The sequence below is a fragment of the Arcobacter roscoffensis genome (assembly GCF_024267655.1).
In the GTDB taxonomy this organism is placed as follows: Bacteria; Campylobacterota; Campylobacteria; order Campylobacterales; family Arcobacteraceae; genus Arcobacter_B; species Arcobacter_B roscoffensis.
In genome coordinates this window covers 396995-420656 of record NZ_CP100595.1, presented here as the reverse complement: position 1 = coordinate 420656, position 23662 = coordinate 396995, and the positions used below count along the sequence as shown (strand labels likewise).

24 protein-coding genes are annotated in these 23662 nt (G+C 28.5%); 16 read left to right on the top strand and 8 right to left on the bottom strand.

Annotated features, from left to right (window positions below; translation table 11 throughout):
• Positions 1–80: 80 nt before the first annotated feature.
• The 5 genes from NJU99_RS02110 to trmD form a co-directional block, all read right to left on the bottom strand.
• Positions 81–890, bottom strand: a complete 810-nt coding sequence (locus NJU99_RS02110; protein WP_254578065.1) for a DMT family transporter — start codon at positions 888–890, stop codon at positions 81–83.
• A gap of 130 nt (positions 891–1020) precedes the next feature.
• Positions 1021–1623 carry a DedA family protein gene (locus tag NJU99_RS02105; protein WP_254577085.1) on the bottom strand — a complete coding sequence of 201 codons (603 nt, stop codon included), beginning with the start codon at positions 1621–1623 and terminating at the stop codon, positions 1021–1023.
• Positions 1624–1630: 7 nt separating this feature from the next.
• Positions 1631–2146 (bottom strand): hypothetical protein, encoded by a 516-nt coding sequence (locus tag NJU99_RS02100; protein WP_254577084.1) that lies wholly within the window; start codon positions 2144–2146, stop codon positions 1631–1633.
• A 30-nt stretch (positions 2147–2176) separates the two neighbouring features.
• Positions 2177–2533, bottom strand: a complete 357-nt coding sequence (rplS, locus tag NJU99_RS02095; protein ID WP_254577083.1) for a 50S ribosomal protein L19 — start codon at positions 2531–2533, stop codon at positions 2177–2179.
• 53 nt (positions 2534–2586) lie between these two features.
• Positions 2587–3279: a tRNA (guanosine(37)-N1)-methyltransferase TrmD gene (trmD, locus tag NJU99_RS02090; RefSeq protein WP_254577082.1), complete on the bottom strand. Its 693-nt coding sequence runs from the start codon at positions 3277–3279 to the stop codon at positions 2587–2589.
• 96 nt (positions 3280–3375) lie between these two features.
• Here trmD and NJU99_RS02085 point away from each other — a divergent pair, with 96 nt between their 5' ends.
• The 5 genes from NJU99_RS02085 (at position 3376) to NJU99_RS02065 (ending at position 8827) form a co-directional block, all read left to right on the top strand.
• Positions 3376–3732 carry a hypothetical protein gene (locus NJU99_RS02085; protein ID WP_254577081.1) on the top strand — a complete coding sequence of 119 codons (357 nt, stop codon included), beginning with the start codon at positions 3376–3378 and terminating at the stop codon, positions 3730–3732.
• Positions 3733–3768: 36 nt separating this feature from the next.
• Positions 3769–6045: a 5-methyltetrahydropteroyltriglutamate--homocysteine S-methyltransferase gene (gene metE, locus NJU99_RS02080; protein WP_254577080.1), complete on the top strand. Its 2277-nt coding sequence runs from the start codon at positions 3769–3771 to the stop codon at positions 6043–6045.
• A gap of 95 nt (positions 6046–6140) precedes the next feature.
• On the top strand, positions 6141–7346 hold the full coding sequence (gene ilvA, locus NJU99_RS02075; protein ID WP_254577079.1) for a threonine ammonia-lyase: 1206 nt from the start codon (positions 6141–6143) through the stop codon (positions 7344–7346).
• A gap of 102 nt (positions 7347–7448) precedes the next feature.
• A complete protein-coding gene (locus NJU99_RS02070; RefSeq protein WP_254577078.1) occupies positions 7449–8135 on the top strand; it encodes a F0F1 ATP synthase subunit A in 687 nt (228 codons plus the stop codon).
• Between the two features lie 137 nt (positions 8136–8272).
• Positions 8273–8827, top strand: a complete 555-nt coding sequence (locus NJU99_RS02065; RefSeq protein WP_254577077.1) for a thiamine phosphate synthase — start codon at positions 8273–8275, stop codon at positions 8825–8827.
• Here the strand turns inward: NJU99_RS02065 and NJU99_RS02060 are convergent.
• A complete protein-coding gene (locus NJU99_RS02060; RefSeq protein ID WP_254577076.1) occupies positions 8824–11559 on the bottom strand; it encodes a RecB-like helicase in 2736 nt (911 codons plus the stop codon). The two genes, NJU99_RS02065 and NJU99_RS02060, sit on opposite strands and share 4 nt — an antisense overlap.
• A gap of 175 nt (positions 11560–11734) precedes the next feature.
• Between NJU99_RS02060 and NJU99_RS02055 the strand changes: the two genes are divergently transcribed.
• The 7 genes from NJU99_RS02055 (at position 11735) to NJU99_RS02025 (ending at position 19220) form a co-directional block, all read left to right on the top strand.
• Positions 11735–13498 carry a GGDEF domain-containing protein gene (locus NJU99_RS02055; RefSeq protein WP_254577075.1) on the top strand — a complete coding sequence of 588 codons (1764 nt, stop codon included), beginning with the start codon at positions 11735–11737 and terminating at the stop codon, positions 13496–13498.
• Positions 13499–13548: 50 nt separating this feature from the next.
• Positions 13549–14454 (top strand): acetylglutamate kinase, encoded by a 906-nt coding sequence (gene argB / locus NJU99_RS02050; protein WP_254577074.1) that lies wholly within the window; start codon positions 13549–13551, stop codon positions 14452–14454.
• Between the two features lie 9 nt (positions 14455–14463).
• Complete coding sequence (gene thrC / locus NJU99_RS02045; RefSeq protein WP_254577073.1) at positions 14464–15945, top strand: threonine synthase; 1482 nt, start codon at positions 14464–14466, stop codon at positions 15943–15945.
• Positions 15946–16108: 163 nt separating this feature from the next.
• Positions 16109–16612 carry a Rieske 2Fe-2S domain-containing protein gene (locus NJU99_RS02040; RefSeq protein ID WP_254577072.1) on the top strand — a complete coding sequence of 168 codons (504 nt, stop codon included), beginning with the start codon at positions 16109–16111 and terminating at the stop codon, positions 16610–16612.
• A 10-nt stretch (positions 16613–16622) separates the two neighbouring features.
• Positions 16623–17873, top strand: a complete 1251-nt coding sequence (locus NJU99_RS02035; protein WP_254577071.1) for a cytochrome b — start codon at positions 16623–16625, stop codon at positions 17871–17873.
• On the top strand, positions 17873–18757 hold the full coding sequence (locus tag NJU99_RS02030) for a c-type cytochrome (protein WP_254577070.1): 885 nt from the start codon (positions 17873–17875) through the stop codon (positions 18755–18757). Before NJU99_RS02035 ends, NJU99_RS02030 begins: the two co-directional genes overlap by 1 nt.
• A 67-nt stretch (positions 18758–18824) precedes the next feature.
• On the top strand, positions 18825–19220 hold the full coding sequence (locus NJU99_RS02025; RefSeq protein WP_254577069.1) for a hypothetical protein: 396 nt from the start codon (positions 18825–18827) through the stop codon (positions 19218–19220).
• A 51-nt stretch (positions 19221–19271) separates the two neighbouring features.
• On the opposite strand, the gene NJU99_RS02020 is transcribed toward NJU99_RS02025, so the two are convergent.
• Both NJU99_RS02020 and NJU99_RS02015 read right to left on the bottom strand, forming a co-directional pair.
• A complete protein-coding gene (locus NJU99_RS02020; RefSeq protein WP_254577068.1) occupies positions 19272–19943 on the bottom strand; it encodes a 16S rRNA (uracil(1498)-N(3))-methyltransferase in 672 nt (223 codons plus the stop codon).
• A gap of 2 nt (positions 19944–19945) precedes the next feature.
• A complete protein-coding gene (locus NJU99_RS02015) occupies positions 19946–20350 on the bottom strand; it encodes a hypothetical protein (protein ID WP_254577067.1) in 405 nt (134 codons plus the stop codon).
• A gap of 85 nt (positions 20351–20435) precedes the next feature.
• On the opposite strand from NJU99_RS02015, the gene NJU99_RS02010 reads away from it, so the two are divergent.
• The 4 genes from NJU99_RS02010 to NJU99_RS01995 are packed head-to-tail and all read left to right on the top strand — an operon-like array spanning position 20436 to position 23625.
• On the top strand, positions 20436–21659 hold the full coding sequence (locus tag NJU99_RS02010) for a molybdopterin molybdotransferase MoeA (RefSeq protein WP_254577066.1): 1224 nt from the start codon (positions 20436–20438) through the stop codon (positions 21657–21659).
• The gene (queC, locus tag NJU99_RS02005; RefSeq protein ID WP_254577065.1) at positions 21652–22335 is read left to right on the top strand and encodes a 7-cyano-7-deazaguanine synthase QueC; all 684 of its coding nucleotides are present in this window, start codon (positions 21652–21654) and stop codon (positions 22333–22335) included. The genes NJU99_RS02010 and queC overlap by 8 nt, the downstream gene beginning before the upstream one ends.
• Positions 22335–22868: a 6-carboxytetrahydropterin synthase gene (locus NJU99_RS02000; protein WP_254577064.1), complete on the top strand. Its 534-nt coding sequence runs from the start codon at positions 22335–22337 to the stop codon at positions 22866–22868. Before queC ends, NJU99_RS02000 begins: the two co-directional genes overlap by 1 nt.
• The gene (locus NJU99_RS01995; RefSeq protein ID WP_254577063.1) at positions 22861–23625 is read left to right on the top strand and encodes a 7-carboxy-7-deazaguanine synthase QueE; all 765 of its coding nucleotides are present in this window, start codon (positions 22861–22863) and stop codon (positions 23623–23625) included. Before NJU99_RS02000 ends, NJU99_RS01995 begins: the two co-directional genes overlap by 8 nt.
• Positions 23626–23662: the final 37 nt, after the last annotated feature.

Sequence of the window (23662 nt, the reverse complement as noted above, 5' to 3'; positions counted from 1 at the left end):
TGTAGGTAAATTATATACTTTTTAGACAATTGTTACAAAATAGTTACAATTGCTATTCTAATGCTATTTAAGGTGTAATATTAGCTATTTTTTGAGAATTTAAATTGTTGAATTACTAAACCTAAAACAATAGTACTTAAGCCAATAACTGTAGATATATAAATCTGCTCTCCAACAATAAAATATATAAATACTAAAGATAAAAATGGTGATATGAAAATTAGATTTGCTATTTTTGAAGTTGAAGTTGCACTTTGCATAGCCTTTAACCAAAATAAAAATGTTATACCCATTTCAAACATTCCAACATAACTTGCAGCTAAAATGCCATTTAATGATGGCAAGTTTAGTGGTTGAGTAAATAAGAAATAAACAATAATTATTGGAAGAGAGACTAAAAAATTACTAAAAAGTCCAACTATTGGGTCAACTTTTGATTTTGTATTTAAAATCCAATACATAGACCAAAGAACTGTTGATAGTAAAGCTAAGAATACACCATCAAGGTTTGAAAAATTAAGTGAAAAAGGTTCACCTTTTGTAGAGATAATTAAAACACCAAAATAACAAATAATACCTGCAAGAATATCATTTATTGTAAGTTTCTGTTTTAAAAATATTACAGATAGAAATGCCAACATTAAAGCCCAAGTATAGTTTATTGCTTGTGCTTCTTGAGCAGGTAATAAATCATAGGCTTTAAATAAAACAACATAATATAAAAAAGGATTTATAAGTCCAAGTAAAAAAACAATTTTAAAATTGTTTTTAATATACTCTTTTACTAAAGCAAACTTCTTTTCATATGCTATTACAAAAGATAGAACTAAAGTAGAACTAATAGATGCATATAAAACTAGTTCATATGGAGTTAAATAATCAAGTGAGATTTTAAAAGCTGTTGCAACTGTTGACCAAAAGAATATTGCTATTAGTGCATATTTATATGCTGTTGTTTGAGTATTAATGTTAAATCCTTTAAAAAAAAGAATTGTAACATAAAAATTATGCGTTTATTTCTTAAACTTTTTGTTTTTTAACTTTTTTGTAGTACCAGAATCCTAAAGCTACTAATGTTAATAAAATACCTATTATAATATATCTTAAGTACTCTTTTACTAAGGCTTCATTATCACCAATAAAGTAACCTAAAAGTGTAAGAACTATTACCCATATACCTGCACCAAGTGTAGTATAAATAGAAAAAACAAGTAAGTTCATTCTAGCAAGTCCTGCTGGGAATGAGATATATTGTCTAACAGCAGGGATTAATCTACCTGAAAAAGTTGATATATGACCATGACTTTTGAAAAAATCTTCCATTTTATCAATAGTTTCTTCTTTTATAAAAAAGTATTTACCATACTTAATTAAAAAAGCTCTACCAAATTTAACTGCTAAGAAATAGTTTAAAAGTGCACCTGCTAGGGAACCTAAAATACCAAAGAAAATAGCTAGAAATAGATTCATTTCACCTTTATATGCTAGGTATCCAGCTGGAACCATTACAACTTCTGAGGGAAAAGGGAAAAAAGAACTCTCTAAAAACATCATAATAAAAATACCTGCGTAACCTAAACTACCAACAGTATCTACTACAAAATTTACTATATCTGCTAACATTTATATCCTAAATTAATTTTTTCCATCTTTCGATAGAGTCATTTATAAGTTTAAAAATCTCTTCATTACTTGGTTTTTCTTCATCAAAATAATCAGACACAATTTTTAAAATATAAAAGTCTTTGATTTTTTCTTTACAACTATCTTTAAAGAAAGATGCTTGCTTATCAACTAGAAGTGTTTCTAAGTTTTCATCACTTTCTAAAGTCTCTTCAACAGTAGTAATATTTGCGAAGTTAAGTCCAAAAATAAATCTATTTGTACAAAAAAGTGTTCCTAATGCAATTGTGCCATCGCTACAAGAGGCTATGCTTAAATCAAATGCTTTAGAAATATCGTAGTTTTTAAATATGTAGTTTAATGATTCTAAGATCTCTTCTTTACTTACGCCTGATACGATAAGTAATATATCTTCATTAGAATAAATGTTTTTCATAGAGTCGTTTAATTCTTTCAAATTAAAAAACTCTATGATTGGTTTTGCTTCTACCTTTGAGGTAGTATGAATTAATATCTTAGACATAGTCTAAACTAAGGTTTTAACCTTAGTTAATTACTTTTTAAGCTCTTTAATTCTTGCAGCTTTACCTTTTAATCCTCTTAAGTAGTGAAGTTTAGCTCTTCTTACTCTACCTCTTCTGATTACCTCAAAAGTTTTTAAAGATTCAGAGTATAATGGGAAAATTCTTTCAACACCAACAGAGTTAGCACCAATTTTTCTTACCGTAAAAGTAGAATCAACACCATTACCAGCTCTAGCAATAACGATACCTTCAAAAGTCTGAACTCTTGTCTTAGCACCTTCTTTAATTTCAACACCAAGTCTTACTGTATCACCAGCTCTAAACTGAGGAATTTCTTTGTTTGCAATTTGCGCTGCTTCAAAAGCTGCAATATATCTATTTTTCATGTCTTTACCTTTGGTGAAAGTGCCCGCATTTGCAAATTGCGGGGTATCACACTTTAATTTTTGATTTTTTTGTTTGTAACTAAATCTGGTCTAAAATATTTTGTCTTGCAAATAGCCAGATTATATTTTAAGTCGGCTATTTTACTGTGATTTCCCTTTAAGAATTCTTTAACGACACTTAAATTTTGGAAATTTTCAGGCTTTGAAAAAGATGGTGCTTCTAAGATATTATCTTCATAACTCTCCATTACTAAAGAATCAGAATTTCCAAGTACTCCATCTACATTTCTTGAGATTGCATCTGCCATAACTAGTGATGGTAATTCACCGCCTGTAAGTATAAACTCTCCTATTGAAAACACTTCATTTGCATATTTTTCAATAACTCTTTCATCAATACCTTCATATCTTCCACTAACAAAAACTATGTTTTTCTTTTTGGCTAATCTTTTTGCATCATTTTGATTAAAAGGTTTTGCAGCAGCTAAAGGAAATATTATATAAGCTTCTTCGTTTGATTCTTTTATTTTATCTAAGCAATCAAAAAGTGGTTGAGGAGTCATAAGCATTCCAGCTCCTCCACCAACCATTTGTTTATCAACTTTATTATGTTTATTAGTAGTAAAATCCCTTGGATTATAAAACTCATAATTAATAAAATTTGAATCAACTGCTCTTTTTAAAATAGAGTCTTGAAAGTATGGTTCTACTAAATTTGGGAAAAGAGTCACAAATGTAAATTTCAAATTAAGCCTTAATTTTTTTGGAATTTTATCTTATTTTAAATTAAGTTTAGTTTTTATTGGCTATACTTTGCGCCTAATTTTTATGAAAGGATCCTTGTGAAGTCACCAAGAGGTTTTGGAAAAAGCTATTTTACATTTGCTAGTATACTAGCTCATAGTGTTCAAAAAACTATTGAAAACCAAATTACTATTGCGAAAAAGACTTTACGATATAGATCATCTAAAAATGAGGATGAAGTATTAGAAGAAGATCCCCCTGATTTACTTTGCACTTTATCAATCATTACTAATCAAAATAAACCTTGTCATTGTGACTGCCACTTTAGGAAAAAGACAAAAGTAGCTATCGCTTTATTTAAGTTTATTCCTAGATGTCCATATTATACTACTTATTTCGCATTTAGACGAACAGGAGTACACCCTCCACTATTATCTTTAAATTTCAATCAATAATCATACAAATAAAAATATAAAATTTAAGGATAAAGAATGTCAAAAAATTATGTAATAGGATTTCCAAGAATTGGAGAACAAAGAGAGCTTAAAAAAGTTTTAGAAGAGTTTTGGTCAAATAAATGTTCATTTGAAAAAGTAGAAGTTGTTGCAAAAGAGTTAAAACAAAGACACTGGTCATATCAACAAAAAGCAGGAATTGATTTTGTCTCATCAAATGACTTTTCATTTTATGATAATGTTTTAGATACTTGTGTATTATTAAATGCCATTCCTAAAAGATTTAAAGATTTAGAAAATGAAGAATTATATTTTTCTATGGCAAGAGGTAATAAAAATAGCGTAGCAATGGAAATGACAAAATGGTTTAATACAAACTATCATTATATAGTTCCTGAATTAAGCTTAGAAGATGAGTATAAATTAAATGCTTCGAAAATCATAAATGAATATAAAGAAGCAAAAGAGTTTGGTTTAAAAACTAAAATCAATATTATAGGTCCACTTACATTTTTAGGATTATCAAAAAGAGTTGATAATGGTGATGTATATGAATTACACTCAAAAATTCTTCCTATATATAAAGAGTTATTAGAAGAGATTTCAAAATTAGATGAGAGTCTAACTGTACAAATTGATGAGCCTATTTTAGTAAAAGATAATGATGTAAAAGTTTTAAGCCTAATTAAACCTACATATGATTTATTAGCAAATGTATCTAGCAATATTGATATTATTGTTACTACATATTTTGAGCACTCAAATGAAGCTAGTAAGATTTTAGTAAACACACCTATTTATGCTTTAGGACTTGACTTTTTATATGGTCAAAAAAACTTTGAAATATTAGATGAGATTTCTAAAAGTGGGAAAAAATTAGTTGCAGGTGTAGTTGATGGTAGAAATATTTGGAAAAACAATATTCAAAATTCTTTAGAACTATTAAGTAAAATAAGTAAACATATAAATAAAGAAGATTTAATCATCTCATCATCTTGTTCGCTACTTCATACTCCATATACATTAAAGTATGAAGAAAAAATGAAAAGTGAAATAAAATCTTGGCTTTCATATGCTTGCGAAAAACTTGATGAATTAAATTTAATTACAAAAGTATTTTTTGAAGGTGTCAATTCATTAAACGAAAATGAACAAAATGCTTACAATGATAATATTGAGTCTAATCATAATAGACTAAACTCTGAGATTATTCATGATAAATCAGTACAGCAAAGAGTTGATAACTTTACAAAGTTAGAGCGAGATGGAAAATATGAAGAAAGAATCAAATTACAAAAAGAGATTTTAGGATACGAAGATTTAGCAACTACTACAATTGGATCTTTCCCTCAAACTCCTGAAGTAAGAAAATCAAGAAGATATTTCAAAAAAAGCGAAATTTCAAAAGAACAATACGAAAAAGATATGAAACAATATATTGATGATTGTATTGCTTTCCAAGAAGAGTGTGGAATTGAAGTATTAGTTCATGGAGAGCCAGAAAGAAATGATATGGTTGAGTATTTTGGTGAACAACTAAAAGGTTATGGTTTTTCTCAAAATGGATGGGTTCAATCATATGGAAGTAGATGTGTGAAACCACCATTTATTTATGGGGATATAAGTAGACCAAAAGCTATAACTGTTGATTGGATTACTTATGCTCAAAGTAAAACAGATAAAATCATGAAAGGAATGCTAACAGGTCCAGTTACTATTTTAAACTGGTCTTTTGTAAGAGATGATAAAACAAGAAGTGAAGTATCAAAACAAATAGCAGTTGCTTTAAGTGATGAGATTGAAGATTTACAAAAGGAAGGAATTAAAATCATTCAAGTTGATGAAGCTGCATTTAAAGAAGGTTATCCTTTAAGAACTGAAAATATAAAAGAGTATGAAAACTGGGCAACAAGAGATTTTAAAATATGTGTAAGTACTGCAAAAAAACAAACACAAATTCATACACATATGTGTTATAGTGAATTTAATGACATTATTAAAACAATTGAAGATATGGATGCTGATGTAATTTCAATTGAGACAGCAAGAAGTGGAAATGAACTACTTAAAATATTTAAAGAAGTTGGATACAAACAAGAAGTTGGACCTGGAGTTTATGATATTCACAGTCCAAGAGTTCCAAGTGTAGAAGAACTAAAAAAACAAATAGAACTATTACTTGAGGTATTACCAAAAGAGCAATTATGGATAAATCCAGATTGCGGACTAAAAACAAGAAAATGGGAAGAAGTAAAACCAAGCCTTACAAATATGGTTGAAGCAGTAAAACAAATAAGAAAGGATTATGAATAATTAGAGCTTTTGCTCTTGTAAAATAGTTTTTACTTCAATAGAGTAAAAACTATTTTTAGATATTATTCGCAAAATTAAATATGAAAAGTATAAAAATGATTACATTTGATAAAATAAAAGAAGCACATAAAAATTTACAAGGTGTAGCACAAGTTACACCAATGACAAAAGCTCCTATTTTAAGTGAAGATTCAGGTAGTGATATTTACCTAAAAAAAGAGAACCTACAATTAACAGGAAGCTTTAAACTAAGAGGTGCGTATAATAGAATTGCGAATTTATCACAAGAGAAAAGAGATAAAGGTGTAGTTGCAGCAAGTGCGGGGAATCATGCTCAAGGCTTAGCCTTTGCAGCAAAACAATTCAACTGTGAAGCTACTATTTTTATGCCAGAAGCTACTCCTCTTACAAAAGTTTCAGGAGTAATGTCCCATGGTGCAAATGTTGTATTAACTGGTGAAAATTTTGATGAAGCATATGCAGCTGCTATGAAATTTAGAGAAGAAAAGAATTGTGAATTCATTCACCCTTTTGCTGATGATGATGTGATTGCAGGACAAGGAACAGTTGCCATTGAAATTTTAGAAAAAATTCCTGATTTAAAACAAATAATTGTCCCAATTGGTGGTGGTGGATTAATTTCTGGTATTGCAATAGCTGCAAAAGCTATAAATCCTGATATTAAGATAATTGGTGTTGTTTCAAGTGGTGCTACTGCAATGAAAGAGTCATATAAATCTCAAATGCCTCTAGATTCAAAATCAGTTAGAACTATTGCTGATGGAATTGCAGTAAAAAATGTAAACCCAAAACTTTTAAATATTATTATTGATTATGTTGACCATATTGTTGAAGTTACTGATAATGAAATTGCAAATGCAATTTTATTTTTACTAGAAAAACATAAACTTGTAGTTGAAGGTGCAGGAGCTGTTGCAACAGCTGCTATTATGCATGATAAAATTGAAATGGATGATACAAAAGTTTGTGCTCTTGTAAGTGGTGGAAATATTGATGTTACTATGCTTGCACAAATTATTGAGAAGGGTTTAGTAAAATCAAATAGAAAAATGAATCTTATGGTAACACTTATGGATAAACCTGGTTCATTAACACATTTAAGTGAAATCTTTAGAGATTGTGGAGCAAATATTGTTCAAATAGATTATGACAGAGACTCGATAAAACTGGACTTTGGAGAGGCTTTGATCACAATTGCTCTTGAAACAAAAGGTGATGAACACCAAAAGCAAATTAGAGAAAAATTGAAACAAAATGGGTATAAGTTCAAACAAATTTAGTTTAAATTAATATCTAAGTTAAAACCTAAAGAAAGATTTTAGAAAAAAAACTATACAATATACGACATAATTTAGTATTGAGTAACAACAAAAAGGAAAAAAATGGAAGGAAGACTGTTTACGTTCTTAGGTAGCATCGGTGGCCACGGTCAAGAATGGATAATCTTATCACACTACATCTTAGCGATTGGTGTTATATTTTTAATAGCAAATGCAGCTACTAGAAAAATGCAACTAGTTCCAACTGGTTCACAAAATGTTATGGAAGCATTCATTGGTGGTGTTGTATCTATGGGTGCAGATACAATGGGTGAAAAAAACGCTAGAGTTTATATGCCATTAATTGGTTCTTTAGGTTTAGTAATTGTTATTTCTAACTTAATGGGTGTTGTTCCAGGATTTGAGTCTCCAACAGCAAACATCAACTTTACATTATCATTAGCATTAATTGTTTTTGTATACTATAATTACTTAGGTATTAAAACAAATGGTTTTGTTAATTACTTTAAGCACTTTATGGGTCCAATGCCTGTATTAGCTCCATTAATGTTCCCAATTGAAATAATTTCTCACATTTCAAGAATTATTTCTTTATCATTTAGACTTTTTGGTGCTATTAGAGGTGATGATATGTTCTTAATGGTATTATTAATGTTAGTACCATGGATTGTGCCATTATCTGGATTCTTTATGTTAACTGCATTTGGATTATTACAAGCATTTATTTTCATGATTTTAACTTATGTTTATATTGCTGGTTCTATTATGATGGAACATGAAGATCACTAATTTTTAATTAGAAACTACATAAAGCACATAAAAGGGAAGGATATTTTATCCTTCCCTTTTTTTATTAATATTATTATTAGTATTTAAATATTATACTTAAGAAAAAATTTAACAAAAAGTATAAAATGAAACCTCCTTTGAAAAAGTATCTTATTACTGACCCAAAATATTACTCAAATAACCTTGACTTATTTAAAAAAAACCTACAAAGAATACTTGAAAAAAACAGTATTGATATAGCATGTTTTAGAGATAAAACAAGTGAAAACTTTGAAGAACTAGCAGATGTATTTATTCAAACTTGTAAAGAGTTTAATATAGAAAAAATCCTATTAAACAAAGATTTTAAGCTAGCTAAAAAACTAGGTGCAACAGGGGTACACTTAACCTCTGAACAATTTAAAAAAATTAAAAAAGCCAGAGACTTAGATCTTTATGTAGTTATCTCATGTCATAATTTATCAGACATAGAAAAAGCTCAAGAATCATATGCAAATGCCGTAACATTCTCACCTATATTTGATACTCCCAATAAAGGCGAAGCAAAAGGTATAAATGCCCTTGTTCAAGCTATAAACTTATATGAGGATATGGATATTATTGCCCTTGGGGGAATTGTATCAAATGAGCAAGTTGAACAAATAGAAAAAGCAAACCCTTATGGATTTGCTTCAATTAGATATTTTGTTTAGACTTCATCAAGAATAGACTTATCTTCATTTAAATAAATAAGGTATGAAGATACCTTATTTGTATTAAATATATCGCTAATTGCTTTTTTGTAGTGCCTTACTTGATTTTTATGTTCAAATGAATTTTCACTCTTCGTAGTTTTGTAATCAAAGATATAATACTCATCACCCTTTTGTAAAAGTAAATCTATTATCTTCACTTCACCTTGGTAAATAAGCGATTGCTCTGCGATAAATGTAGCATCTTCTAAAAAGTCTTGAAACTTTTTATTATCAATTAAATTTGTAATTCTTAATCTAATTTTTTCAAAGTCTTCTTCTTTTAAATAATTAGAGTATCTTGAAACAGTAATCTTTAAACAATAATCTAAACTTTCATATGTAAACTTATTCATCATTTCTAAACAAAAGTGAGTTGCAATACCAAAATATCTTGCATATAAAATTTCGCTACTACTATCTTTTTCTTTTGATATTTGCTGTTCTTGAATACCTAAGTCCATAGGAGTATACTCTACTTTTTCAAAGCTATCAAAGTTTTTAGATATATTTGAACTTAACTCTAATTGTCCAATTTTACAAGGAGTCATATCTAAAATATCAAATACAGAAGATTTCTTCTTTTTAAAAACAAGCATATTATTTTGAGCTCTTGTAAGTGCTACATATAAAATATTTATTTCATCTTGTAAAGACAAAGATTTCTCTTTTGCAATTGCTCTTGCATAATCATCATTATAGTTTTCATAGCCTTTTATTTTATAAAAAATATTTTTTAAATTTACACTATCATATTCAAAAAGAAGAGAGCTTTTATCTGCATTTTTTCTTTTAATTCTATCAAGTAAAATTACTGTTTTAAACTCTAAACCTTTTGATTTAAAAATAGTTAATATTTGAAGACCAACTGTTTCACTATTTTGTATTGTTGCATCTAGTTTATCTACTTCATAAACAAACTCTACAATATTATCAAAGCTTTCACAAACTTCTATAAGCTTTATAATATTTTGGTCAATAATCATTAAACTAGAAGCTATATCTTTTATTATCTTACTAACTGACTTTTTATCAAAATCAATTTGTAATTCAACAGGACTAGTAAGCTCTTTTCCCATTAAAGCATTTAGATTTTCTTTGTAAATTTCTTTATTAAAATATAAATATTTGATAGCATTTATTACAGCTTTTACATTTTCTTGATTTATTAACCTTGAAGTCATTTCAGTAGATATTTTAAGTTTTGGGAACTTCTTTTTTAAATAGTAATATAAACTTAATACATCATCATTTGTATAAGTTAAAATTGCTATATCGTTTGAGTTAACTCCACTTTTTATTAAGTTTGCAATTTTTGAAGCTACATTTTCAAATTTATCGTCTTCATCTAAAGCTTCATCCTCAACAACTTCTATAAAACCACCTTTTTTTATTGATTGTTGATTATGATATTCATAGTTTGGAATATTTATAAAAAGTGAATTAACAAACTCAACTACATTTTGACTTGACCTATAGTTTGTATTTAAGACTTCTACTTCTAAAAGTTTATTTGTATTAGCCACATGGTCAAAAAGTTCTTTTTTACCACCTCTAAATCTATATATAGATTGTTTTACATCTCCCACATAAAAAAAGGTTTTAAATCTAGTTTCATCCCCTGACAAAATCTCATCAATTAATGGTTTCAAAATATTATATTGAATTAAAGATGTATCTTGAAACTCATCAATTAATATGTGATTAAATTGAGAATCTAGTCTAAAGTATAAAAACTCTTTATCAATTTTATTAGTTAATAAATCATAAACTAAATTTGAAATATCATTAAACTCTAAATAGTTTTTATTTTTATTGTAATTTAATTTGAACTCTTTAAACATTAAAAAAAGTTCAAAAAGTTTTGATAAACTGTAGTTTGCTCTTAATTTATAATAAGCTTGCAACTGCTGTTTTAAATCTACGAAATAGCTTTCTAAAATCTCATTTGAACATTTTTTAAAATAGCTATAATCACTTAATACCTCTTTTGAAAGCCATGTTTTTTCAAATAGTGAGTCAAAGTTTTCAAAATCAACAGCTTTTTTAGCAGAGTTTGAGGCCACATCACAAGATAAAATGGCTTCTTTTATTTTATATGCATATTTTAAAACCTCTTGCTTCTGAAGATTAATTAAACTTCCATCAATTCTAATAGGTTCAATCTTTTCATTCTTTTCAAGTAAAATTTTAAAAAGTTCAAATATTGAGTTAAACTTCTTTTTTTCATAAAGTGAAAAGTCAATTAAAGTATCAAATTGTTGAGCATCTAATGAAGATAAAAACTTAATACTTAAAGCTTCTATATCATCCTCTTTAATTTCAAAATCATCTGATATTCCAATATATCCACAAAACTCTCTAAGAATTTTATTTACAAACTTATCAATTGTAAATATAGATAAAGTTGCATTTGAGAAAGATTTTACTAAAAAACTCTTCTTTCCTAGAATCTGCTCTTTACTCATAGATGATTGTTCACAAATTGCATTTAAGTATGCTTCATCATCACCTAAAGTAAGTAGAGTTTTATATATTCTCTCACTCATTTCATTTGCAGCTTTATTTGTAAAAGTTAGAGTTAAAATCTCACTTGCTTTTGCACCTTTTAATAATAAAGTAATATATCTTACTGTTAGTGCAAAAGTTTTCCCACTTCCTGCACTTGCTTTTAATGCTAAATATTTTTTCATAAGCAAATCATACTAAAGTAATTGTTATAAAATACTATATTAATCATCAAAACTTAAACATTTTTATTATATTATTGCATTATTAACTATTATAAAATTTCAGGAATGCAGTATAAAAACGAATAGTAAGATTATTTTTCTTGTTACCACTGTTATATTCTTTATGTTTATTCTTATGATTCTAAACTTTACTTATAACTTTAGAGAGTATGGAATTAAAAGTATTGATAATAAAGCAACTATTTTAGCAAAAACCGTAGAGCATGCACTAACAACTCAAATGTTAACAGGTGTAATTGATGAAAGAGAAATATTTTTAAAACAATTAGAAGACTTACCACATATTGATAAAGTTTGGTTAAGCCGTGGTCATAAAGTAATTGAAATGTATGGGGAAGGACTAAATAACGAAGTTCCTCAAGATGAGATAGATAAAAAAGTTTTAAAAACTGGAAAAGAAATAAAAGTAATAGATGAAAAGCTTTTTTCAAATAGTACTTATAGAATTACTATTCCATATAAAGCAACTTCAAGTGGGGAAATAAACTGTCTTAATTGCCATTCAAATGCAAAAGAAGGTGATACTTTAGGTGCTATTACTATTACTATTCCTGTTGATGATTCAAAACAAAAGGGAATTAGTACTGTTTTAAATACAACAGCTATTGCTTTAGTTCTTATTTTTACAATTGCTTTTTTAATAAACTATTTAATCTCACCATTTTTAAAACTTTTTGTTTCAATCAAAAAAGTAATGAATAATGCCAATGAAGGCGATTACTCACAAAGAGTATTAGATATAAATAACAAAGATGCAAAAGAAGTCTCTACTTGGATTAATACCTTACTAAATAAACTTGAAACAACTTTAATTGATATAGATAAAAACATATCTATTTTTCTATCTAGCAAAACCCATGAAAATAGTGACCCTTTAATAAATGTTCAAGAAACTGTCTCAAGACTATCATCAGTTTATAAATTTAGAAAAACAATAGAACACGATGATAATTTAGACACTATTTATAAAAGATTAGCTCATGTTATCAAGGCTAGAATTAATATAGAAAACTTCAATATTCAAGAAGCTTATACAAGAACAGGTGAAGCAAAAAATGTATACATAGGAAATAAAGAGTATTGTAATAAAAACGTACAATGCAGAGCAGATAAAACAAATCAAATAGTTGACTCAACTGTATTTGAAAATATTTGTATATCATGTGAAGATAAAAATACAAACTACCTTTGTATTCCTTATTCAATATCAAATGAATTAGATTTAATTATCTCTTTTTTTGCAAAAGATAAAGAAGAGATTGAAAAAATAAAATACAATATTCCTTTTATAAATGACTACATTGATGCTGCAAAATCAGTTATTATCACAAATAAACTTATGAATATTTTGGAAAAAAACGCAAGAACAGATGCCTTAACAGGTCTTTATAATAGAAAACACTTAGAAGACCAACTACCTAAAATTGTATCTCAAAGCAATAGAGCAAAAATACCTTATGGGGTGTTAATGATTGACATAGATTTTTTCAAAAAAATAAATGATACTTACGGCCATGATATTGGGGATAAAGCTATTCAAATAGTAGCTCAAACACTAAATGAAAATACTAGAAACTCTGATACTATTATTAGATACGGAGGAGAAGAGTTTATTGTCTTATTACATAATTGTGATGAAGCAAGTGTAGTTAGTGTGGCTGAGAAAATAAGAACAGCCTTTATGAAAAAAAATATTCCTGTGACTCCTTCAAATACTATAAACAAAACTTTAAGTATTGGTGCTTGTGTTTTTCCTAAAGATAGTATTGATTTAAAAGAGTGCATTAAAAATGCTGATATTGCATTATATGAAGCAAAAAATAGTGGTAGAAACAAAACTGTGATCTTTGAAAAAAGTATGATAAAAGAAAACAACTAAGATAATTTTTGATATAATATTTGCCTTTAAAAAACATCTTAGGAAATATTATGCAAAAGAAACATCAAAAAGTTCAAACCCTACTTGATGCAATTCCTCATATAAAAAAGTTTTATGGGAAGACTATTGTTATTAAATATGGTGGTTCAGCTCAAACTAGTCCAGAATTAAAAGAGAAGTTTGCTGAAGATATAGTTTTACTTTCACTTGTAGGTATAAAACCTGTAATTGTACATGGTGGAGGTGCTAGAATATCTGAACTACTTGATAAGTTATCTATTGAGTCAGAGTTTGTAGATGGACATAGAGTTACATCAGAAGATACTATGAGAGTTGTAGAAATGGTTTTAAGTGGAGAGATAAATAAAAATATCACATCTTTACTAAACCACCATGGAGCAAAAGCTATTGGTATTTCAGGAAAAGACTCGTCAATAATAAATGCAGTTCCTAAAGAAGATGGTAAATTTGGTTACACAGGTGTTGTAACAAAAGTAAATGGAGATATGATAAATAATCTTATCAAAGAAGGTTTTATTCCTGTAATTGCTCCAATTGCTGATAGTGCAGAACCTAACCACCCTGGATTTAATATAAATGCAGATGTAGCAGCATCTAAAATAGCTGCTGCTATTGGAGCTCAAAAAGTTCTATTTTTAACTGATACAGTAGGTGTTTTAGATAAAGAAGGTACTTTACTTAACTCACTTGACCAAGATGATGTAGAAGCTTATAAAAAAGATGGAACAATTGGTGGAGGAATGATACCAAAAGTTGATTCTTGTATTGATGCTATTTACAATGGAGTGAATAAAGCTCACATCATAGATGGTAGAGTTGAACACTCAATCTTACTTGAGTTATTCACAAGTGATGGAATTGGAACACAATTTGTTAGAAAAGACAATCCAAACAATGGAATTGATATGGAAAAACTACTAAGCGATGAAGCGTAAGGAAGAAGAATGAAATTTATAGAAACTAGAGGAAATGATGGAATTAAAGATAAAGAAGTAGAGTTTTCATACGCTATTTTAAATCCTAGTGCATCTTTTGGTGGACTTTATGTACCAAAAGAGTTACCGCAACTTGAAGAAAACTTTCTTTTAAATCATATTAATGATGGATATAAAGAATTAGCATATGCTATTTTAAAAGCTTTTGAAATAGATATTGATGAAGAAGAGATTAATAAAGCTTTAGATTTATATGACAATTTTGATGATGCTGCTGATCCTTGTCCTGTAGTTAAAGTTAAAGATGACTTATTTGTACATGAACAATATCATGGACCAACAAGAGCATTTAAAGATATGGCATTACAACCTTTTGGTTCAATTTTAAGCTCTATTGCTAAAAAAAGAGATGAAAAGTACTTAATCTTAGCTGCAACTTCAGGAGATACTGGTCCTGCTGCACTAAACACTTTTAAAAATAAAGAAAATATTCAAGTTGCTTGTTTATATCCAGATGGTGGAACTTCTGATGTACAAAGATTACAAATGGTATGTGAAGATGGAGATAATCTAAAAGTTTTAGGTATTAAAGGAAATTTTGATGATGCTCAAACAGCACTTAAAAAACTTTTAGCTAGTGAATCGTTTAAAGAAGAACTAGAAAACGATGGCATTAAACTATCTGCTGCTAACTCTGTTAACTTTGGTAGAATTATTTTCCAAATCATTTATCACTTCCACTCTTACTTAGAGTTATTAAAACAAGGTGAGGTTGAATATGGCGAAGAAATTTACCTAGTAGTTCCATCTGGAAACTTTGGAAATGTACTTGGTGGATTTTATGCAAAACAAATGGGTGTTCCAATCAAAAAACTTCTTGTTGCTTCAAATGAAAACAATATTTTAACTGAATGGATTAACACAGGTGTTTATGATATTAGAGATAAAGAGTTAAAACTTACAAAATCTCCAGCTATGGATATTTTAAAATCTTCTAATATAGAAAGAGTGATTTTTTCACTTTTTGGAGCAAAAAGAACGAAAGAGTTACTAGATGACCTAAATGAGAAAAAAATCTTTGAAATGAGTAAAGATGAAACAGCTAAGCTTCAAGAGTACTTTAGTGCTGTAAATTCTGATGATAAATATGGTTCAAAAATCATCAAATCTTTCTTAGATGATGGTTACTTAATGGATCCTCACACAGCAACTTGTATTAAAGCTTATGATGAACTAAGAGAAGAGAAAATTACTACTGTAATTTACTCAACAGCTGAATGGACAAAATTCTCTCCAACAGTTCTAAATGCCCTTAAACAAGACGATGAAAAATATGCAGATAAAGAAGCATTAGAAGAAATCTCATCTAAATATAAAGCTGTTTTACCTCAGTCAATTAAAGACTTATTTACAGCAAAAATCAATCACAATCAAGTGATTGAAAAAGAGAATATTGAAGAAGAAATCGTAAAATTTATTAGAGAATGTTAAAATTCTCTAATAATTAAAATAACTTTCCCCTATTTTACCATACTGGGTAAATTTTTCACAAAAAATAGCATAAACATAACATTTTATCCCCTGAGTCAAATCATTTTAAGTAAGAAAACAATATAATATATGGATTTTAAACTAAAAAAAAAGGAAGCCAAATATGTCTAATGAAACTAATAGACGAGATTTTCTTGGTTATTCATTTGCTGCTGTTGCTGCAGTAGGTGGTGCTGCGTCACTTGTTGGTATGAAGCAAGTATGGGATCCACTTCCAAGCGTATTAGCAGGTGGTTTTACAAAAGTAGAACTAGGTGAATTAAAAGCCGGAAATCCTGTTACGATTACTTGGAGAGGAAAACCAATTTTTCTTCTTAAAAAAACTGCTGAAATGAAAGACAATGAAAGAGATTTAATAATCGGTGATAGTAGATATACTGTTGCTATTGGATTATGTACTCACTTAGGTTGTATTCCAGCATGGAAAAAAGATAAATGGAAATGTGCATGTCACGGTGGGGAGTTCAACCCTTCTGCTGAACAAATCTTCGGACCTCCTCCAAGACCACTTGACCTACCTCCATTTAGTGTAAAAGGAACTGAAATCACTTTAGGTGAAGAAGGTCCTGAATACAAAAAAATCGCTGCTGCGATGGCAACGGCATAAGGAGTAGTTTATGGCAAAATTTGAAAAAGCTAACTCAGTTGGTGAGTGGTTAGATCAAAGACTTAATACTACAGCTTTAAACAAAGTTTTAATGACTGAGTATTGGATTCCAAAAGATATTAACTTCTTATGGGCAATGGGTGTATTATTAGCTACTACTTTTGGTATCTTAGTAATTTCTGGTTTATTCTTAATGATGTACTACAAGCCAGATGTTGCTTTAGCATTTGATTCAGTTAACTATACAATTATGCAAGAAGTTGCATTTGGTTGGTTATTTAGACATATGCATGGTGTTGCTGCTTCTGTTGTATTCTTAATCATCTATATTCACATGTTTACAGGTATCTACTATGGTTCTTATAAACAAGGTAGAGAAATGATCTGGATTTCAGGTATGTTATTATTCATGACATTCTCTGCTGCTGGATTCTCTGGATATATGTTACCATGGGGACAAATGTCTTACTGGGCTGCAATGGTTATTACTAACTTATTTGGTGGTGTTCCAGTTATTGGTGATGCATTAGTTGTATGGATTAGAGGTGACTTTAATGTTGCTGATGCTACATTAACTAGATTCTTTATGTTACACGTGTTCTTATTACCTATTACAATTATGGGAATTATTGGATTACACTTCTATACATTAAGAATTCCTCACGTTAATAATCAAAACTCTGATGAATTTGATTTTGATGAAGAAGCTGAAAAATACTTAGCTGGTAACAAAAGAGAATCAAAAGTTATTCCTTTCTGGCCTGTATTTATTTCTAAAGATTTAGCTGTATTAGGTATTTTCTTAATTTTCTACTTCTACTTAGTATTCTTCCATTATAACTTTGCAATGGACCCAGTTAACTTTGATCCTGCTGATCCAATGGTAACTCCTGCACATATTTACCCAGAATGGTATTTCTTATGGTCATATGAAGTATTAAGAGGATTCTTCTTTGATGTTGGACCTATTAAAGCATTTGATATTGGATTAATTGCATTTGCATTTGCAAACGTTATCTTCCTAGTATTACCTTGGTTAGATAGAGATCCAAAAATCTTACCAGCACACAAAAGACCTAAATTCTTTATTTGGTTCTGGATTTTAATGGCTGACTTAATTGTATTAACTGTATATGGAAAATTACCTCCAACAGGTGTAAATGCTTGGGTTGGATTTGTAGTAGCTACATTATTCATCATTTTATTCCTTGCATTACCATTTATTACAAAAGCAGATGCTAAAAAGAGAGGAGATGCATAATGAAAGAATTAAAAATTTTAGCAGTAGTAGTAGCCTTAACGCTAGTTACTTACTGGGGAGTTGAGCCATTTGCTCACTCTCAAATGCACCCTCATGTAGAACCAGCTGATTTTAAATTCACTGATGTTCAAGAAGATGTTAAAGATGTAAAAGCTTTAAGTGGTGATGCAGCAAATGGTAAAACATTAGTTACAACTAACTGTACAGCTTGTCACTCAATTAATGCTGAGGGATTCCCTCAAGTTATGGATAACGCAAGTTCAGCTGCTGCTTATGGTGTTGTTCCACCAGATTTAAGTACTGCTGGATACCTTTACAATGCTGATTATTTAGCAGCATTCATTAAGAATCCTGCAAAAGCTTCAAAAGTTGAACACAAATTTGAAGATGGAAGAGTTCATCCAATGCCAGGTTACGGTTGGATGCAAGCACAAGAGATTGCTGATATGGTAGCTTACTTACAGTCAATTGCTCCAGAAGAAATGACAAATAAAGCAGTATTTACTGATGCTTGTCAAAGATGTCATGGTATTAAATATGCTGATATGCTAAATGGAACAATGAGTTCATTAACTCCTGATTCTGATATTAAAAAGTACATGGGTAAATTACCTCCTGACTTATCACAATATATTAGATCTAGAGGTGAGGGTTACTTAACAACATTTATTAATAATCCACAAAAACACCTTGAAGGTACTGCAATGCCTAGAGTTGGTTTAACTGAAGATTCTCAAAAACAAGTTATTACTTACATGGAAGAAGTTGGAGATACAAGTAAAGATGAAAGATCTGAATTAGGACCTAAGTTCTTAATCTACTTTGTAATCTTTGCAATCTTTGCATTCTTATGGAAGAAAAAAATGTGGAGAGAAGTTCACTAAGAACTCTTAAAAATAGAAAGGTTAGGAATCCCCTAACCTTTTTTAATAAAATCATAAAGGAAACCAAATGAAACTAGCAAAATTATTAGTTGCATGTACATTAGCTTTTGGTGTTGCTAATGCTCAAGATGTTATGCAAAAATCTATGTCTATTATGGAACAAGGTATGACTCAAATCCAAAAAGGTTTTTTAAATAACAACCTTGAATTAATTAAAGAAGGTTCTGCTTTAGTAAAACAAGGAAATGAACTTTTCTCTGAAAAGAAAGTTATTGAAAACTACTTACCACAAAACAAAAAACACTTAGTTAATGTTGCTGCTGCGGCAAGTGAAAGAATTAGCTTAGACTTAAATGTTTTAGAGTTAAATTTAGATGAAAAAGCTTATTTAAGTGCTGCTGATGCATATTCTGATATGTTAAATGCATGTTCTAGATGTCACTCAATTGTAAGAAGCTGGTAGTAATTTATTATTAGCATAAAAAAAAGCCAAGCTTTAAAAGCTTGGCTTTTTTTATATCAGTACTTTTGAACTTGCACTTATTATTGCGGTTTCACTCCGTAGTATTAAACTTGATTTAAAACCAACTACTTTGTTTTTATCAAAAGTAATTCTCTCATCTTGAGAAAATCCACCTTCACAACCAATTATTAAAGTTTTAATATCATGTTTTTTTGTTTCAATATTAGTTGTAGAAAAATCTAAAAAATATGAGTCTGGATTTTTCTGTAAAAACTCTTCTAAACTATCACAAATTTCAAGCTTTATAATTGAAGATCTTCCACATTGGCTTGAAGAATTATATAAAATCCTATTTAATTTTTCTATATTTACATTAAAGTTTTTTTGTGAAAACTCACAATAAACGAATGTAATTTTATCTACACCTAATTCATTTAATGAAGCTATATTTTTTTCAATAGTTTTTGGGTCAACCATACACCAAGCAAGGTGTAGTTTTTTATCATTTTCAACTATCTTTTCTTCACTACTTACTAGTGACAAAAGAGCATCTTTTCTTCCAATTGATTCTAGTTTATATAAATAAGCAAAACTATCATTTAAATTTCTAAAATAGATTTCATCACCTACTTTATGTCTTCTAGCTTTAATTAAATATTTATATGTATCATTATTAATTGCAAGGTTTGATTCTTTAGCATCTTCATGATAAGAAAACTGCATATTTAAAATACCTTACTAATTATATAAATTGATACTAATACCATAATCTCAATAGTATAAATTTTTCTTGCATATTTATAAAACTCTTCTTGAAGTTCTTTATCAGCACTTTTAATAACTCTCATCTTCTTATATCTTTTAATTTCAATAACTAAAAGGAATATTGAAGTTGGTATCATTATAAAAATAGTAAAACTCATAGCATGAGCATAAAAAGCAACAATTGCTCCTGTATACATTACAATTGCATTTGTTAAATGATATAAAGGAGTCATAAATTTTAGTCTCTTTGCTAATTTCATAAACTCTTTTACACTAATAACTGAGTAAAGGTTAAATAACATAATTGCTAAAAAAAAGTAAATTGTATATACGTGTGTCGTAATCGCACTTTGCATTAATTCCATATTTGTTTATCTCACTTTTAAAAAATTTCGCTATTATATCTAACTTGTCATAAGTTTTTTATTTTAAATATCAAAAGGAATAATAATGGCTATTAGTGTAGAAGATACTATAAATATTATTTCACAACTTCATCTAAAACAAAATTTTGAAATCATACCAATTGAGGATGCTTTAAATAGAGTTTGTGCTCAAAATATTTATGCAACATCAAGTTTGCCTAAGTTTAACAACTCAGCTATGGATGGATATGCAATACTTTATGAAAATAAAGATGAAGAGTTAGAAGTTATTGATACTGTTTTTGCAGGAGATAACAATAATACACTACTTAAAAACAATTGCTGTGTAAAAATAATGACCGGAGCAAGAGTTCCAAATAATACAACAGCTATTATTCCAAAAGAAGATACACACAAACTTAATGATAAAAAAATTAAAATTATAAAAAATGTAAAAAAATTTCAACATATTAGATATATTGGTGAAGATATAAAAGAGGATGAACTTTTAATAAAAATTGGCGAAAACATAAACTTTTCAAAAATCACCCTATTATCTTCACAAGGTATTAGTCATATAAAAGTTTATAAAAAACCTAAAATCGTTGTATTTTCAAGTGGAGAAGAGTTAAAACTTCATTATGAAAAAATCCAAGATCATCAAATATATAATTCAAACACTCCAACTTTAATTGCAAGAGCAAAAGAGTTAGGTTGTGATGTAAGATTTATAGGTCAAGCTAAAGATTCAGTTGATGCAATAAAAGAATTAATTGAAAACTCTTTAGATGCAGATATGATAATTACCTCAGGTGGAGTATCAGTAGGAGATGCTGATTTTACAAAAGAGGCTTTTAATGAGCTTGAATTTGAAACAATTTTTGATGGAATTATAATAAAGCCTGGAAAACCTACAGTCTTTGGAAAAATTGGTGACACTTTAATTCTTAACCTTCCAGGTAATCCCCTAGCAAGTGCTATGATTTTTGAAATGTTTGGAAAATTAATAATTCAAAAACTTTTAGGTTCAAATGAAATTTATCCAAACTACATAGAAACAAATATATCACAAGACTTTAAAAACAAAGCAGGAAGAATTACTTTGCTTCCAGGTTTTTTTGATGGAGAATCATTTAATGTTTGTCAAAAAAGAAGTCCAGGAATGGTATCAACATTATCAAATTGTAATAGCATGATAGCTTTAAATGAAAATGTTGATTTTTTAAAAGAAAATGCAAAAGTTAAGGTTCTTCCTATAAATTGGAAATTTTTTACAGAAATAAAAAAGGATTTTTTAACAAATGAGTAGCAAATCAAATAAAAAAGCAATTTGTATTTTAAGTGGAGGTATGGATTCCACTTTAGCTTCTTATATAGCAAAAAATGATGGTTATGAAATTATCGCAGTTCATTTTAACTATGGACAAAGAACAGAAAAAAGAGAATTAGAAGCCTTTAGAAATATTTGTGATGATTTAGAAATTAGTGAAAAATATGAAATTGATATTCCTTTTTTTACACAAATAGGTGCAAGTGCTTTAACTGATAAAGATATTGATGTACCAACTAATGGTGTTGAAGCAGGAGTTCCTATTACTTATGTACCATTTAGAAATGGTATATTTTTATCAATTACTGCTGCAATTGCTGAAAAAGAAGAAGCCCAAGCTATGTATATAGGAGTTGTTCAAGAAGATAGTTCTGGTTATCCTGATTGTACGGATGAATTTATTGCAGATATTACAAAAGCAATAAATCAAGGAACTAAAGAAACAACTAATATAGAAATTAAAACTCCTTTAGTTCACTTAAGTAAAGCTCAAATAGTTTCAAAAGCATTAGAATTAAACGTTCCATTAGAACATACTTGGTCTTGTTATAAAGAAGAAGATGAGGCTTGTGGAGTTTGTGATTCTTGTAGATTAAGACTTAATGGCTTTAATTTAGCAAATGCAAAAGACCCTATACCTTATAAGGCTTTATGATGAAATGGAAAATATCAAAAGAGTTTGATTTTTGTTATGGTCATAGAGTATGGTCTCAAACTTTAAACACAGAATTCTCACTAGATGGATGCTTAAAATGTAGGCACTTACATGGTCACCAAGGGAAAATATTAGTTTATTTAGAAGCAGATGAATTAAAAGATGGAATGGTTACAGACTTTAAACACCTAAATTGGTTTAAAGCCTTTTTAGATGATGTGCTTGACCATAAATTTATCTTAGATATAAATGACCCTTTATACTCAAAACTTTTATCAGATGTACAAAAAGAAGAATTAGTTAAATTTGATGAGGGTTACTATTTAGTAGATTTAACAAAATTTAAAGATGAAGAAACATATTTAACTGAACTATATGAAGGTTACGTTTTAGTTGACTTTGTACCTACAAGTGAAAATTTATCAGCATGGTTTTTAAAAATAGTGCAAAAAAAGATGAATAAATTAGGTGTAAAAGTATCTCATGTTGAGTTTTTAGAAACACCTAAAAGTAAAAGTACTTTTTATGCTTGAGATAAATGAGATTTTTGGTCCTACTATTCAAGGTGAAGGTAAACTTGTAGGAACTCCATCTGTATTTATTAGATTTGGAAAATGTAATTTTAAATGTGTTGGCTTTAATGTAGAGTATGAAACACCAAGTGGAATAAAAAAATGTGCTTGTGATACATACTATGCAGTAGACCCAGCTTTTAAAGACTCATGGACTAAATATAAAACTTATGAAGACATAGTAAGTGAAGTAGATAAGCTAACAAATCTTTATGATTATAACTATAAGATGGATATAGTTATAACAGGTGGCGAGCCTTTACTTTACTGGAATAAAGAAGAGTTTCAAAAACTACTTAAACACTATATTGAAAATGGACATCAAGTTACAATTGAAACAAATGCTTCTTTAAATCTAAATTTTGAATATGATTATCAAAAAAAGATTTTATTTTCAATGAGTGTAAAACTAAGTAATTCACTAGAACCACTAAAAAAAAGAGTTAATTATGAAACTTTAGAAAAAGTTTTAACTAATACAGAAAACTCTTATTTAAAATTTGTAATAAATAAAGATTTTATGCAAAAGGCTCAAGAAGAGATTAAAATCATACTCTCAAACATACCTAAATGTGAAGTATACTTAATGCCAATGGGTGATGATGCACAAACAATAAATGAAAATGATGAAGCAGTAATTAACATGGCTATAAAAAATGGTTTCAAATATTGTGATAGACTTCATATTAGAGTATGGAACAATAAAAGAGGCGTTTAAAAAACTCAATAATCTTTTTATATAAAAACTTGCGATA

Bases quoted from the DNA above. Each gene is read 5' to 3' on its own strand.
- rplS (WP_254577083.1), bottom strand. From the start codon at position 2,533: ATGAAAAATAGATATATTGCAGCTTTTGAAGCAGCGCAAATTGCAAAC.
- NJU99_RS02030 (WP_254577070.1), top strand. From the start codon at position 17,873: ATGAAAGAATTAAAAATTTTAGCAGTAGTAGTAGCCTTAACGCTAGTT.
- NJU99_RS02055 (WP_254577075.1), top strand. From the start codon at position 11,735: ATGATTCTAAACTTTACTTATAACTTTAGAGAGTATGGAATTAAAAGT.
- NJU99_RS02060 (WP_254577076.1), bottom strand. From the start codon at position 11,559: ATGAAAAAATATTTAGCATTAAAAGCAAGTGCAGGAAGTGGGAAAACT.
- NJU99_RS02100 (WP_254577084.1), bottom strand. From the start codon at position 2,146: ATGTCTAAGATATTAATTCATACTACCTCAAAGGTAGAAGCAAAACCA.
- argB (WP_254577074.1), top strand. From the start codon at position 13,549: ATGCAAAAGAAACATCAAAAAGTTCAAACCCTACTTGATGCAATTCCT.
- NJU99_RS02105 (WP_254577085.1), bottom strand. From the start codon at position 1,623: ATGTTAGCAGATATAGTAAATTTTGTAGTAGATACTGTTGGTAGTTTA.
- NJU99_RS02020 (WP_254577068.1), bottom strand. From the start codon at position 19,943: ATGCAGTTTTCTTATCATGAAGATGCTAAAGAATCAAACCTTGCAATT.
- NJU99_RS02025 (WP_254577069.1), top strand. From the start codon at position 18,825: ATGAAACTAGCAAAATTATTAGTTGCATGTACATTAGCTTTTGGTGTT.
- NJU99_RS02040 (WP_254577072.1), top strand. From the start codon at position 16,109: ATGTCTAATGAAACTAATAGACGAGATTTTCTTGGTTATTCATTTGCT.
- metE (WP_254577080.1), top strand. From the start codon at position 3,769: ATGTCAAAAAATTATGTAATAGGATTTCCAAGAATTGGAGAACAAAGA.
- NJU99_RS02035 (WP_254577071.1), top strand. From the start codon at position 16,623: ATGGCAAAATTTGAAAAAGCTAACTCAGTTGGTGAGTGGTTAGATCAA.
- NJU99_RS02015 (WP_254577067.1), bottom strand. From the start codon at position 20,350: ATGGAATTAATGCAAAGTGCGATTACGACACACGTATATACAATTTAC.
- queC (WP_254577065.1), top strand. From the start codon at position 21,652: ATGAGTAGCAAATCAAATAAAAAAGCAATTTGTATTTTAAGTGGAGGT.
- NJU99_RS01995 (WP_254577063.1), top strand. From the start codon at position 22,861: ATGCTTGAGATAAATGAGATTTTTGGTCCTACTATTCAAGGTGAAGGT.
- NJU99_RS02000 (WP_254577064.1), top strand. From the start codon at position 22,335: ATGAAATGGAAAATATCAAAAGAGTTTGATTTTTGTTATGGTCATAGA.
- thrC (WP_254577073.1), top strand. From the start codon at position 14,464: ATGAAATTTATAGAAACTAGAGGAAATGATGGAATTAAAGATAAAGAA.
- ilvA (WP_254577079.1), top strand. From the start codon at position 6,141: ATGATTACATTTGATAAAATAAAAGAAGCACATAAAAATTTACAAGGT.
- NJU99_RS02010 (WP_254577066.1), top strand. From the start codon at position 20,436: ATGGCTATTAGTGTAGAAGATACTATAAATATTATTTCACAACTTCAT.
- NJU99_RS02070 (WP_254577078.1), top strand. From the start codon at position 7,449: ATGGAAGGAAGACTGTTTACGTTCTTAGGTAGCATCGGTGGCCACGGT.